Origin of the sequence: Rhizobium sp. R693, from assembly GCF_002211315.1 — a bacterium.
In the GTDB taxonomy this organism is placed as follows: domain Bacteria; phylum Pseudomonadota; class Alphaproteobacteria; order Rhizobiales; family Rhizobiaceae; genus Rhizobium.
On the sequence record NZ_LOKY01000004.1, the window covers coordinates 104,859 to 117,422 of the forward strand.

General features: G+C 59.6%; 12 protein-coding genes. 5 read left to right on the forward strand and 7 right to left on the reverse strand.

What is annotated here, in order from left to right:
* Positions 1–93 precede the first annotated feature (93 nt).
* A complete protein-coding gene (locus ATY79_RS05760; RefSeq protein WP_088703254.1) occupies positions 94–318 on the forward strand; it encodes a hypothetical protein in 225 nt (74 codons plus the stop codon).
* Here the strand turns inward: ATY79_RS05760 and ATY79_RS05765 are convergent.
* Positions 315–578, reverse strand: coding sequence for a hypothetical protein (locus ATY79_RS05765; RefSeq protein WP_088703255.1), 264 nt, complete (start codon positions 576–578; stop codon positions 315–317). The two genes, ATY79_RS05760 and ATY79_RS05765, sit on opposite strands and share 4 nt — an antisense overlap.
* A gap of 426 nt (positions 579–1,004) precedes the next feature.
* On the opposite strand from ATY79_RS05765, the gene ATY79_RS05770 reads away from it, so the two are divergent.
* Positions 1,005–1,142 carry a DUF1127 domain-containing protein gene (locus ATY79_RS05770; RefSeq protein WP_088703256.1) on the forward strand — a complete coding sequence of 46 codons (138 nt, stop codon included), beginning with the start codon at positions 1,005–1,007 and terminating at the stop codon, positions 1,140–1,142.
* A 212-nt stretch (positions 1,143–1,354) separates the two neighbouring features.
* Here the strand turns inward: ATY79_RS05770 and ATY79_RS05775 are convergent, their stop codons facing one another.
* From ATY79_RS05775 to ATY79_RS05785, 3 genes are read right to left on the reverse strand one after another with little or no spacing between them, the layout of a single operon-like run.
* Entirely contained in the window at positions 1,355–2,575 is a 1,221-nt protein-coding gene (locus ATY79_RS05775; RefSeq protein ID WP_088703257.1) for a bifunctional 3,4-dihydroxy-2-butanone-4-phosphate synthase/GTP cyclohydrolase II, read from the reverse strand.
* Between the two features lie 10 nt (positions 2,576–2,585).
* Entirely contained in the window at positions 2,586–3,095 is a 510-nt protein-coding gene (locus ATY79_RS05780) for a flavin reductase family protein (RefSeq protein ID WP_088703258.1), read from the reverse strand.
* Positions 3,096–3,111: 16 nt separating this feature from the next.
* Positions 3,112–4,548 carry an NAD-dependent succinate-semialdehyde dehydrogenase gene (locus ATY79_RS05785; protein ID WP_088703259.1) on the reverse strand — a complete coding sequence of 479 codons (1,437 nt, stop codon included), beginning with the start codon at positions 4,546–4,548 and terminating at the stop codon, positions 3,112–3,114.
* 228 nt (positions 4,549–4,776) lie between these two features.
* Between ATY79_RS05785 and ATY79_RS05790 the strand changes: the two genes are divergently transcribed.
* On the forward strand, positions 4,777–6,759 hold the full coding sequence (locus tag ATY79_RS05790) for a sigma-54-dependent Fis family transcriptional regulator (RefSeq protein ID WP_088703260.1): 1,983 nt from the start codon (positions 4,777–4,779) through the stop codon (positions 6,757–6,759).
* 331 nt (positions 6,760–7,090) lie between these two features.
* On the opposite strand, the gene ATY79_RS05795 is transcribed toward ATY79_RS05790, so the two are convergent.
* Positions 7,091–7,840 (reverse strand): FadR/GntR family transcriptional regulator, encoded by a 750-nt coding sequence (locus ATY79_RS05795; RefSeq protein ID WP_088703354.1) that lies wholly within the window; start codon positions 7,838–7,840, stop codon positions 7,091–7,093.
* A 197-nt stretch (positions 7,841–8,037) separates the two neighbouring features.
* Here ATY79_RS05795 and kdgD point away from each other — a divergent pair, with 197 nt between their 5' ends.
* On the forward strand, positions 8,038–8,943 hold the full coding sequence (gene kdgD, locus ATY79_RS05800) for a 5-dehydro-4-deoxyglucarate dehydratase (RefSeq protein WP_088703261.1): 906 nt from the start codon (positions 8,038–8,040) through the stop codon (positions 8,941–8,943).
* Positions 8,944–8,952: 9 nt separating this feature from the next.
* On the forward strand, positions 8,953–10,089 hold the full coding sequence (locus ATY79_RS05805) for a mandelate racemase/muconate lactonizing enzyme family protein (RefSeq protein WP_088703262.1): 1,137 nt from the start codon (positions 8,953–8,955) through the stop codon (positions 10,087–10,089).
* Between the two features lie 68 nt (positions 10,090–10,157).
* Here ATY79_RS05805 and ATY79_RS05810 read toward each other — a convergent pair whose 3' ends face one another.
* Positions 10,158–11,663: an aldehyde dehydrogenase (NADP(+)) gene (locus tag ATY79_RS05810; protein ID WP_088703263.1), complete on the reverse strand. Its 1,506-nt coding sequence runs from the start codon at positions 11,661–11,663 to the stop codon at positions 10,158–10,160.
* Positions 11,650–12,564: an NAD(P)-dependent oxidoreductase gene (locus ATY79_RS05815; RefSeq protein WP_088703264.1), complete on the reverse strand. Its 915-nt coding sequence runs from the start codon at positions 12,562–12,564 to the stop codon at positions 11,650–11,652. The genes ATY79_RS05810 and ATY79_RS05815 overlap by 14 nt, the downstream gene beginning before the upstream one ends.

Below are 12,564 nucleotides of genomic sequence, written 5' to 3' on the forward strand. Positions count from 1 at the left end.
GCTGACCAGCATAAAGCTGCCAACACCGCGGTCTGGAAAGCGCCGCCAATGACCGCTCCCATCTCATACTTATAGGAATTCAGCGAGGTTATCATGCCAGAACCTGCCAGTCGCGCGGGCGAAAGTTCTCTTGTCGAGATCCTGCCCCCGGTGACGCTCTCCTGCCGCGGAATCACCCTCTGCGACTGCTGCCATCAACGTAGGAGCAGGGAAGAGTTCGGCGAGGATGCATTCGGCATTTGCGCAGAGTGCATCGGTTCCGATGTGGGTGTTTTGGATATCGTGGCTGGATTTGATGACGACTGGCGAGATGCCTAGCTGATGGCTGCATTCGGCCCCAAGCGGCGGAACCGCGTGCCACACCGATCACCATCTGCATCCATCAGACGATCGCATCCGAGTGCCGACATGCGCCGAAGCCGGGCGAACGTGATGCTGGCTCCGAGCTTCTTGATGAGCTCGGCCCGGACGTAGCTGCCGGCGCGGCCGCATGCCCGGCACTCGACCTCGATGGTGGGAGCCCGTACATGACGGAGCGTGGACGACAGATCTAGTGGCTTCTTCGGCTTCGCTGACAATCTCTTTTCCTTGGCATAGCGGACGCGGCAATAGATTGTTGCGAGTTTGAAGGCAATCCGCCGGCATCCACAAACTTTTTACAAAAACGCCGGTGACTTGCCGGCTGGGCCTACGTCCCTGATTCAACGAAACTTTCTCTCTCACCACTGACATGACGAGACGATATTCCTATTCTTGCGTATCGTCTTGACCCTGATTTCGGAAAGGAACAGAAAGGGAACGATTACAATTAAACGGTATGATGTCGTCCTTAACGAGATCTGAGGGAGCGGCTTTCGGCCTCGAGTGCCTTTGCGCTAGGCAACAAGTAGATGGCTCCGCATAGGGAAGATCATCATTTGGCGTAGGCCAGCCATGCAAGCTTGCGACTGCTCATTTCGTGCGCGCTCTGCTAAATAATTACGCAGAACGAAACGGGGTTTGCGATGAAAACGAGCGATAAGATTATCGACTTCTTCCAAATGCGTAAGGCCTATCGCCAGCTATCTCAGCTCAGCGACGCCTCTCTGAAGGATATCGGTTTGTCGCGTGGCGACATCCGCCGTGCAGTGTACGGGCGTTGATCCGAACCACCTGTTCGGGCAACACGTTAAAGAAAAGCCACGGGATTCCGTGGCATTCTTGTTTCCGGATTATGGTTTCGAGCCGGCATCTCTTATGCCGCCGATCATCGGTAAGCTCGGACTAATCTGAGCAATCGCTTGTAGCTCTGAAGTAGGGCCCGGGCGAAATCGGCGCAGCGGTACGCGACGTGAAGTTGCCGAGGCATCTTCCTTCAACCGGCCTCCAGCGCCCGAGCGGGTTCGAGGAAGTGCCCGAACTTCTCTCGCTTTGCGGTGAGATAGGCGACATTGTTCGCCTGCGTTGCGGCAATCAGCCCGCGGCGTGCCTTTACGACAATGCCGCTCGCCTCCATGGCGGCAACTTTATCCGGGTTGTTCGTTAGAAGTACGACCTCGCTGACGCCTAGTTGCGTCAGAAGTGACGCTGCAGCGGTGTAGTCGCGCGCATCTGCCGGAAGGCCAAGCGCCTTGTTTGCTTGAACAGTATCCAAGCCCGAGTCTTGAAGACCGTATGCTTCGATCTTCCGGCCAAGTCCGATCCCTCGACCCTCGTGCCCACGCATGTAGATGAGGCAGCCAGCGCCCTCGCCACCAATGATCGAAAGAGCCATCTCAAGCTGGTCCCCACAGTCACACCGGAGCGAGCCGAACGCTTCCCCCGTAAGGCATTCAGAGTGGATACGGACAGGAAATGGCCCGCGAGACGGGTCCCCCATCACGAGAGCCACGTGTTCAACACCCGCCACCGCGTCCGTGAAAGTGATTGCCTCGAACCTACCATGCGGGGTGGGCATTTCAGACTTGGCAGTGATCTCGACGACATTTTCGGCGTGTCGGCGGTATTCGATAAGAGCCTCGATCGTAACCAGATGCAGTCCATGGGCCTCTGCAAAGATCTCGAGCTCCGGCACGCGCGCCATCGTCCCGTCGTCCTTGGCAATTTCGCAGATCACGCCGCAAGGCGTGCGGCCAGCGAGCCTGCACAGATCAACGGCCGCTTCGGTGTGACCCGGTCGACCTAGCACCCCTTTCGGGTTCGCACGCAAAGGGAAGATGTGGCCCGGGCGAGCGAAATCATCTGGCTTGGACGTGGGATCGACAAGAGCTCTGATTGTCCTGGCACGGTCCGCCGCCGATATGCCTGTCGATATTCCTTCCATCAGGTCGACTGAGACCGTGAATGCAGTCTTCATGGATTCCGAGTTGTTTCGGACCATGAGTGGCATTTCCAGTTCGTCTAGCCGTTCGCCGGGAAGTGACACGCAAACCAGACCACGAGCATGGTTCATCATGAAAGCTATAGCGGCTGGATCCACTGCGTCTCCCGCGATGACCAGGTCACCTTCGTTTTCTCGCGACTCGTCGTCCACGACAATGATCATCTCACCGCGTGCCACTGCTGCGATCGCATCTTCGATGGTTGAAAAAGCCATTGTAGCCTCCTTATTCGGCTGTAGCGTTTTCGGCTTCCTGAGCAGTCAGGCTCACGAAGCCCTTGCGATGCCAGAGAAGGCATCGGTCGGCGTTGCTGTTAGGAAGAAGAATGTCATGGATCAGCGCAACGATGATCGTGTGGCTGAAGCCGTCATGGGTCTGTGCGATACGGCAGTCAAACGCGACGGACGCATCCGCTAGAAGCGGAGCTCCAGTCTCCTGCATGCACCAGAGGGCTCCCTCGAAACGGTCGGGTCCCTTCGCTCGCGCGAAATGGTTTGCAAAGGCCATCTGGGTATCCGCCAGGACCGAGACTCCGAGAAAGCCCTGGCGAAGTATTGTGTCGTGAGCCGACGCGGTCTTGTTGACGCAGACGATAAGAGACGGTGGCTCCGCGGACAGGCTGCAGACCGCGGTCGCCATCAACCCGGAGGGGATGCCGTTCTCAATCGTGGTGATGGCGGTGACTGGTCCCGCAAACCGCTGCATGGCCTCGCGGAAATCGTCTGCTCTGATCATGACTGGCTCCTCCGTCTTACAGGGTATCGTGGGTCACGAAGCGGGTGTTGAGATAGGCGTCCAGCGCTTCACTGCCGCCTTCGTAACCATAACCGGAGTCCTTTACGCCGCCGTAGGGCGTTTCCGGCAAGCCGAGCCCGATATGGTTGATCGTCACCATGCCAGCCTGGATGCCGTGTGCCAGGCGGCGTGCAGTGGTCGCGCTGGTGGTCCAGACGTAGGATCCCAGGCCGAAGGGGAGGCGATTTGCTTCCACGAGGGCCTCGTCAATGTCGGCGAAAGAACGAACGAGCGCGATCGGACCAAAAGGTTCCTCGTTCATCGCGCGCATGTCCGTGTTGACCCCAGTGAGGACTGTCGGCGCGAAGAAAAAGCCTTGGTTTCCGATGCGCTCGCCCCCAGTCTCCAATTTTGCACCCTTCGATACCGCGTCTTCAATGAGTGCCTCGACAGCAACTCGCCTGCGTTCGTTGATCAGCGGACCCATCTGGGACCCGTCACCGAGTCCGTCGGCCACCTTCAGTGCATTGGCTTTTGCCACGAAGGATTCGACGAACTGGTCGTGGACCTTCGATTGGATGAGGAACCGGGTCGGGGAAATGCAGACCTGTCCGGCGTTGCGGAACTTTGAGCCGGTAAGGGCGGTGGTGGCAGCCTCGATATTGGCATCATCCGCAATGATGACGGGGGCGTGCCCGCCGAGTTCCATGGTAACCCGCTTCATGTGAAGCCCTGCCAGCGAGGCGAGATGTTTGCCGACGCCGACCGACCCGGTGAACGATACTTTCCGTATTGCCGGATGGGGGACAAGGAACTCTGAGATTTCAGAGGGCGTCCCGAAGACAAGATTGACGACGCCCGCCGGAATTCCGGCCTCGTCGAGGCAACGGAAGAGCGCGGCGGGTGCGGCGGGTGCTTCCTCGGGTCCCTTGATGATGATCGAGCACCCCGCGGAGATGGCTGGGCCGAGCTTTCGGACGATCTGGCTCACCGGGAAGTTCCACGGGGTGAAGCCGACGGCGGGCCCCACAGGTTCCTTCAATGCGAACTGTTGGACGCTGATCGAGCGGGAGGGGATTGCGCGTCCGTAGGCGCGGCGGCCTTCCTCGGCAAACCAGTCGAGCAGGTCCGCGCAGGAATTCACTTCGAGGCGGGATTCCGCCAATGGCTTTCCTTCGTCGGTGGTGAGCAGGTGGGCAATGTCTTCAAGGCGATCACGGAGCAGTGACGCTGCCTTCCGGATGATCTTGTACCGCTCGAACGCGGACGTGGCGCTCCACACTTTGAAGCCTTCCACCACAGCCTCGACTACCTTTTCCAGGTCAGCGCGAGAAGCGTGCGCGACAGTGCCGATAACGTCTCCGTTGGAGGGGTTGACGATATCGAGGGTCCTGCCATCGCTCGCGCTGCACCATTCACCACCGATGAATAGCTGTGTGTCCGTGTACGCCATGCAAATCTCCTTCATTTCCCGCATTTTTGAGGTTGGAAAGGGAGCTGCAACTGACGTGCCAGACGGACATATGTTTGATTTTAAAAGGCTATTGAGGCTTTCGTCGTTTTTCTTGGCGCCAGTCTCAGATCAGTCTCAGAAATGAGACTTCGAGAGACTGATGACAGTTCCTTGACAGCCGTCAGTTTTGCCCGGTTAATTGGCTTCCGCACAAGGAGCCTTGTTTAAATGCTTGATACGGACGACCACTTCCGTCTTATCGAAAAGGCCGTGCTTTCCGGTGCGGATCGATCTGACGCCTCATGGCGAACGGAATCATGGGCGCGCTGTCTGCAGGACTACAAGCTCGATCCATTTCGGCCGACTTTGATCGATCTGTCGTCCAAGGAGATGAGAACGGAGCGCGAGTTTTTCGACAACGACATAGCATTGGCTACCAGCGAGCTGGAGACCACCTTGACGATGATTGAGGGCGGTGGTTACAGCGCGCATATCGCCAATCGAAATGGCGTCATCATCTCCGAGCGGCGGAGCCGGGATTCTACGTTCTACTGCGGCAGCGACAGGATCGGTGCTGTGTGGACCGAGGAGGTAGGCGGCACGAATGGTATCGGTACTGCCCTAAAGAACCTGGCCCCCACCGCGGTATATCTGACTGACCATTTTTATGCAGATCTGACGGGCCAGGCGTGCGCTGCGGCGCCTTTTTTTGGACCCGATGGGCAAGTGCTGGGAGTAATCAACCTTTCCACGCGAAACCCTGGCCTTCCCCAACTCGCCCACCGCGTAGTCTTTGGAATTGCGCAGATCACGGCGGATAGGCTTGAAACGGCCTATTTTAGAAACTTCTATCGCAAGTTCTATACCCTCTCGGTCAACGCCGACCAGCGGTCGCCGACCATCTTTGCGATCGATGGCGATTTCCGGATCGTCGGTGCAACCAAGAATGCCAGGAATCTCTTCAAGGTCGACGATTCCGCAATCGGATCCAGGTCCATCTGGGCAATTTTTGAGAAGATCCGAGGAAACCCGACGATCGACTATCTCTGCGAGGCCTTGCGGGAGTTGCGCCCACTAGGGAGCAGTAAAATTGTCGACGTTTCTCTGAAACGCCCGATTTCAGCGCCTCAGGCACAAACTTCGGTGTCAATTTCCAAGTCGGTTAAAGCAAAGACGGTTCGCAAGATCACAACCCTTGCCGAATGCGCCGGCGACGACGTGGCAATGAAGCGTAATATTGATATCTTGAAGCGTGTCTTCGGGTGTGGGTTGCACGTTCTTCTCCTGGGCGAGACAGGTGTAGGCAAAGATACGCTCACACGCGCGCTTCACTATGAGAGCGTGCGTGCCGTCGGGCCATTTGTGGCATTCAACTGCTCGGCTGTTCCGGACACACTCATCGACAGCGAACTCTTTGGCTACAGCGGTGGTGCATTCACTGGCGCCAGCAAAGAGGGGAATGCGGGCCGTATCGTTGAAGCGGACAAGGGCACGCTTTTCCTCGATGAAGTCGGGGATATGCCGCTGCAATTGCAGACGAGGCTGCTGCGCTTCCTGGAAACGCAGGAAGTAATGCCGCTGGGTTCCGGTAAAGTGCGGACCGTGGATGTCCAAGTCGTGGCTGCCACTCACCAGAACCTCCACGAAAAGGTCGCGGCGGGCACATTCCGCCAGGATCTTTTCTACCGTCTCGCTGGGACAATCGTTAATCTGCCAGCTCTACGGGAACGCACCGATCTTATAACAATCATCCATAATCTGCTCGAGCAGATCTCGGACGAAGGGCCCGTTACCGTTGATGATACGGCAATGTCACAACTTCTCGCGCACCCGTGGCCGGGTAACATTCGCGAACTCCGAAATGTCCTGACACGCGCAGCTCGTCTTGCAGAGAACGGGAGAATTCGGTCCGATGATCTTATGCTGACGCCTGTGCCTGTGCGCACAGAAACATCTTCGCCCAAATCAATCCAGCGGTCGGTGTCCGAAGCTCCACCATCTTCCACCCGCGCTCCTATCCGCCTCCCTGGTGAAGAGCCAAACAGAAGTTCGGTTTCGTCGAAGACCGCTGCCAGTAATGCGGAGCGCGAAGCTATTCTCTCCGCGATGGATAGTCATGGAAGGGATGCTGTCGCTTGCGCTGATGCTCTAGGGATCAGTAGGGCGACCCTGTATCGCAAATTGAAGCAGTACAATCTGTCACTTAGGTGATTTCGCTCCGGCTAGAGCGATCTGATGTGCGAGCAGTCCGCGCCACTCGCACAGCATCCTCGAGCTACGGCTAGACCGCAGGTTGTCCCTTTGAGGTCGATCGTGGTTGCGTCCCAAAACCGAGGATTTTTAACGCCGGTTTCCCGGATGATACCATCGAACGATCACGATATCGCCGCTCGCAAAGGACATCGCCTCCGTGTCCAGTATTTCGCCTCGAGATTACTTTCGACATTCCTCAGCCCTCCTCGACGCGGAGATCACATGCGAACCTCCCAAGGCGTAGGGTGAATGTCAGTAAGATCATATCTCAATCTGATGTTGTAGTATGTCATCCACCTCCGGCGCCACCTTGAGAAGATCTCAAGATTGCCCGATACCGCATTTGGCTGTTCCTGAGGTGGGTTTGCATAGCCGCCTGCGCGTTCTGCTCGTTGCCCGCCTGGATGGCATCCAGGATGGCTTCATGCTCCTCGATGATGCGTTCGACATCGGCGTCAGCCAGACCCTGTTCGAAGCTGCCGGAGATCGCCTTGCGGGGTATCAACGCCACTCCCACCATTTCAAGAAATTCGACAAACCGCGGATTGTTTGCCGCCCGGGCGATAGCGAGGTGGAAGTTGAAGTCGGACGCTGCGGTAGGTTCCCCGCGTCGGGCGTGAAGGCTGAACTCGGACAAGGCTTCAATGATCTCGGCCTCCTGTGCGGGAGAATGGCGCAATGCGGCCAGCGCCGAGGCTTCAGTCTCTACTCCCGTGCGTAGTTCAAGCATCTCTATGAGTGACGAGACCTTGGCCGCATCGACCCCCTTGAATGAGCGCATGTCCTTGGTCGTCGGGGCAAGCACGAACACTCCAGCCCCTTGGCGGGATTCCAGAAGGCCATCGGAACGAAGCGATGCGACCGACTCGCGGATAACCGTTCGACTGACCCCAAACTCTTCAGTCAGCTTCGTCTCAGAAGGCAGTTTGTCACCAGGCTTGTAACGCCCGTCCCTAATCTGTCGCCTGAGGGCTTCCACCACTTTCGTGGTGAGTCTCATTCCGTCGTGGATGGCAGAGTCCGTTGCTGGTTCTGTCATGAGGATCTCCATTTGCCGTGGGCGATACATACTACGACTTCATCACGAAGCGTTTGAAATCAAAGCCGGCAAGGAACGGAGCCGTCGGCGTCACGTGAAATATGATCTCTCTGTGAAAGTTAAGCAAGTGATATTATCACTGGTTGACATTGATCAGTTCGCGGGTATGGTGAGGGCATATCAACTTGGAGACAATCATGGACCCGCAGCAACTCAAGGCCGCGCTCGGCTCAGGCCTTCTCTCGTTCCCGGTCACCCACTTCGACAAGGACGGGGTGTTTGCCCCTGAAAGCTACAAGGCGCACGTAGAGTGGCTCGCGAGCTACAAGGCGCCCGTTTTGTTCGCGGCGGGAGGGACGGGCGAGTTCTTCTCGCTCAAGCCTGGCGAAATCCCGACGATCGTTGCTGCCGCCAAGGAAGCGGCCGGCGAAACGGCGATCGTGTCTGGCTGCGGTTACGGCACGGATATCGCTGTAGACATCGCACGCAGCGTCGAAAAGGCCGGGGCGGATGGGATCCTGCTTCTGCCGCACTATCTAATCGATGCGCCGCAGGAAGGGCTCTACGCCCACGTGAAGAAGGTGTGCCAGTCCGTCGGCTTCGGCGTCATGGTCTACAATCGGGACAACTCGGTTCTACAGGCCGACACGCTTGCGCGGTTGTGCGAGGAGTGCCCGAACCTGATCGGCTTCAAGGACGGTACCGGCGACATCGGCCTCGTACGCCAGGTCACAGCCACCGTCGGCGATCGCCTGATGTATCTTGGCGGAATGCCGACTGCCGAGCTGTTCGCCGAGGCGTATCTCGGCGCCGGGTTCACCACTTATTCTTCCGCCGTCTTCAACTTCGTCCCTGGGCTTGCCAACGAGTTCTATCGCGCGCTTCGCGCTGGCGAACGCTCTAAGTGCGAACAGATCCTCAAGGACTTCTTCTATCCTTTTATGAAGATCCGCAACCGTGCTAAGGGCTATGCCGTCTCCGCCGTGAAGGCGGGGGTCCGTATCCAAGGCTTCGACGCCGGTGCCGTCCGCGCTCCGCTCACGGACCTGACGTCGCAAGAGATGGGCATGATGGAATCGCTGATCGGGCCTTACCGCCGATAGGAGCATTTGATGAAGATAGTCGCCGTTCGTACTCATCTGCTTGATCATGAGCTCGAAACGGCGTTCGAGAGCGCCGCCACACGCTTCAGTCGGCGCTCTCATGTCCTCGTCGAAATCGAATGCGACGATGGTACGATCGGCTGGGGAGAGTGCCTGGGTCCGGCTGCGGCGAACGCCGCGGTGGTCGCAACATATGCACCGCATCTCATCGGGAAGGATCCGCGTGAGACGGCGAAGCTCTGGGCAGTACTGTACAATCTTCTTCGCGATCAGGGACAGCGCGGCCTCACGGTGACCGCGCTGTCCGGAATCGACATCGCCCTTTGGGACATCAAGGGCAAGCACTACGACGCACCAGTATCCGTCCTGCTCGGTGGCCGTTGGCGCGAAGGCGTTCGCGCTTATGCCACAGGCAGTTTCAAGCGGGACGGCGTCGACCGCGTGTCGGATAACGCCACGGAAATGGCCCAGCGCCGCGCCGAGGGCTTCCATGCTTGCAAGATCAAGATCGGCTTCGGCGTCGAAGAGGATCTGCGCGTCATTCGGGCCGTCCGCGACGCGATCGGAAGCGAGATGCGGCTGATGATCGACGCCAACCACGGCTACACGGTCGCTGAGGCCGTCCGCCTCGGCAAGGCTGCCGCCGAATACGACATCGACTGGTTCGAAGAACCCGTGCTTCCAGAACAGTTGTCGGCCTACTGCGAGGTTAGGTCGCGCCAGCCCATACCGGTTGCCGGCGGCGAGACGTGGTATGGCCGCTGGGGCATGTGGCAGGCGATGAGCGCGGGAGCCGTCGATATCCTGCAGCCTGACATATGCGGCTGCGGGGGGCTTTCGGAAGCCGCGAAGATTGCGGATATGGCCACCTTGAACGGCGTTCGTGTTGTTCCGCACGTATGGGGAACAGGCGTGCAGATCGCCGCCGCTCTTCAGTTCATAGCGGCAATGGTTCCGGACCCGGTCCGAGCGAGTCCCGTAGAGCCGATCATGGAGTTCGATCGTACCCATAATCCGTTCCGGCAGGCGGTGCTGCAACGGCCCATAGAGGCGGTTGACGGCGTCGTTTCCATTCCTGAGGGCCCAGGTCTCGGCATTGAGATCAATCGTGACGCGCTTCAGCGCTTCAAGATGCAAACAGCCTGATCGCGTCGCGCAGACGGCATGCGAAAACGCCCGGATTTGTTGTCCGGGGGGGTTGTTTTTGTGGAGACCTATCGGAGATCTTGAGGAAGGAGGCTCACCGGCACGTTCTGATAGGACACGGGCCTCAGGAAGCGGCGGATGGACATCGTTCCAACCGAGGTCGCGCCAAAGTTCGTCGAGGCCGGATAGGGGCCTCCATGCACCATGGAGTCGCATACCTCCACGCCGGTCGGATAACCATTGCACAGGATTCGACCTGCCCTCCGTTCGGCGATGGCGAGAAGCTCGCCTGCCAGGCCTGCATCCTCCTCATCGAGCTGGATCGTGAACGTCAACTGCCCCTCGAAGGAACGCGCGACATCCAGCAGCTCGTCGAGTCCTTCAGCCTCGACGACCACTCCGGATGGACCGAAGACCTCGGAATGCAGCTTTGGATTCGAGAGCCAGTTTTTCGCCGTCGTTCGGAAGAGAAAGGGCGCGGCGCCACGGTCCGGGCTTGCCTGACCGACTTCCGTGACCACACCTTGGGCTCCTGCGAGCGCCGCCGTTCCGTCACGATACGACTGCGCCATGCCGCCAGTCAGCATGGGAGCCGCCTGGACCTTCGCCAGGGCGCTGGCGGCGACGCTCACCAGGCGGTCGGCATCGGCACCAGCCACCGCGATGGCGACGCCCGGATTGGTGCAGAACTGACCGACTCCGAGCGTCAGTGATGCGGCCCAGCCTAGTCCTATCTCGACCGCGCGGGCGCGTAGCGCCTCCGGCAGCACGAACAGCGGGTTGATGGAGCCAAGTTCGCCGAAGAACGGGATCGGTTCGGGCCGGGCCATGGCAAGGTCGAACAGCGCGCGCCCGCCAACAAGGGAACCAGTGAAGCCGACCGCCTTGATCAGGGGATGCTGGACGAGAGCGTTGCCGACGGCGCGATTGCCACCCTGGATGAGGCTGAAGACGCCGAGAGGAAGATCGCAGCGTCGGATCGCCTTATCGATCGCCTGGGCCACCAGCTCGCCCGTGCCTGGATGGGCGCTATGCCCCTTCACCACGACCGGGCAGCCCGCTGCAAGCGCCGCGGCAGTGTCGCCGCCCGCTGTGGAGAATGCCAGGGGGAAGTTCGATGCGCCGAACACCGCGACCGGACCGATCGGCCGCTGTATCAGGCGAAGGTCGGGACGCGGCAGTGGCATCCTGTCAGGTAGGGCGACGTCGTGCCGCCTGTCCAGGAAGGATCCGTCCTCGATATGGTCGGCGAAAAGGCGGAGCTGTCCGGTTGTGCGCGCCCGCTCTCCTTCGAGGCGGGCCTCGGGCAGCCCGGTTTCGGCGCTTCCGACCTCGGTGATCTCTGCGCCGATCCCGTCGATCTCTTCCGCTATTGCGCGCAGGAAGGCGGCGCGTCGCCCGCGGGGCAGGGCGCTATAAACGGGGAAGGCCGCTTCCGCAGCAACAACCGCTTCGGCTACGAGGGCCGATGATCCCGAGGAGTACGTCCGGTCGTCGCCGGTGATCGTTGAGGACCTAAACGAGCCTTCGCCGTCCTTCCACTGGCCGGCTATGAGGTGCTTACCCGTCAGCATTGTTTTCCTTCCTGGTTTCGTTCAGGGTGTTGGATGCAAGCCGCTCCAGCGACTTCACGATCGCAGAGTGGTCGAGTTGCCACTCGCCGGCCGCCTGGTTGGCGGCGAGGAGCTGACGGCATAGAGAGGTTCCAGGAAGGGGCACGCCGCCATGTGCCGCAGCGGCGAGCGCCAAGTCCAGATCCTTCGCATGGAGCGCGATGCGGAAGCCCGGCTCGAAGTTCCGCGAAATCATCCGTTCGCCGTGGACGTCCAAGACTCGCGAGGCGGCGAACCCCCCCATCAAAGCCTCGCGCACTTTCGCCGGATCGCAGCCGGCGCCGGAGGCGAATACAAGTGCCTCTCCAACCGCCTCGATCGTCAGCGCGACGACAATCTGGTTGGCGATCTTGCAGCTCTGGCCGCTGCCGTTGACTTCGCCGACATGAGTGATGTTCCTTCCGAGGCGCTCAAGGAGCGGTCTCGCCATTTCAAACGCCTCGGCCGGACCGCCGCACATGATCGATAGGGTCGCGGCCTTCGCTCCGACTTCGCCGCCGGAGACCGGGGCGTCGAGGTACTGGCGGCGGGTCATGCGGAAGCGCTCGGCGAAGCCCCGCGTTGCCGAGGGGTCGATGGTGCTCATATCGATCACCAGCCCTCCTTCGCCGAGCCCCTCGGACACGGATCCCGGTCCGAACAGAACGCGCTCCACGTCGTCGGTATTCGGAAGCATCGTGATGATCACGGTGCTAGTTTGCGCAACTTCTTTTGGGGACGCCATCACCTGCAGGCCCTTCTTCAGAAGTTCCGGAGCGGGTGCGGTCCGGTTGACCGAGGAACAGACCACGTGGCCGGCGTCAAGGAGATGGGCTGCCATCGGGGTGCCCATGACCCCCAGGCCAATGAATCCTACATGCAT

Excerpts from the sequence above, each read along its gene's own strand:
- ATY79_RS05760 (WP_088703254.1), top strand. The coding sequence starts at position 94 with ATGCCAGAACCTGCCAGTCGCGCGGGCGAAAGTTCTCTTGTCGAGATC.
- ATY79_RS05770 (WP_088703256.1), top strand. The coding sequence starts at position 1,005 with ATGAAAACGAGCGATAAGATTATCGACTTCTTCCAAATGCGTAAGGCC.
- ATY79_RS05775 (WP_088703257.1), bottom strand. The coding sequence starts at position 2,575 with ATGGCTTTTTCAACCATCGAAGATGCGATCGCAGCAGTGGCACGCGGT.
- ATY79_RS05780 (WP_088703258.1), bottom strand. The coding sequence starts at position 3,095 with ATGATCAGAGCAGACGATTTCCGCGAGGCCATGCAGCGGTTTGCGGGA.
- ATY79_RS05785 (WP_088703259.1), bottom strand. The coding sequence starts at position 4,548 with ATGGCGTACACGGACACACAGCTATTCATCGGTGGTGAATGGTGCAGC.
- ATY79_RS05790 (WP_088703260.1), top strand. The coding sequence starts at position 4,777 with ATGCTTGATACGGACGACCACTTCCGTCTTATCGAAAAGGCCGTGCTT.
- ATY79_RS05795 (WP_088703354.1), bottom strand. The coding sequence starts at position 7,840 with ATGACAGAACCAGCAACGGACTCTGCCATCCACGACGGAATGAGACTC.
- kdgD (WP_088703261.1), top strand. The coding sequence starts at position 8,038 with ATGGACCCGCAGCAACTCAAGGCCGCGCTCGGCTCAGGCCTTCTCTCG.
- ATY79_RS05805 (WP_088703262.1), top strand. The coding sequence starts at position 8,953 with ATGAAGATAGTCGCCGTTCGTACTCATCTGCTTGATCATGAGCTCGAA.
- ATY79_RS05810 (WP_088703263.1), bottom strand. The coding sequence starts at position 11,663 with ATGCTGACGGGTAAGCACCTCATAGCCGGCCAGTGGAAGGACGGCGAA.
- ATY79_RS05815 (WP_088703264.1), bottom strand. The coding sequence starts at position 12,564 with ATGCATGTAGGATTCATTGGCCTGGGGGTCATGGGCACCCCGATGGCA.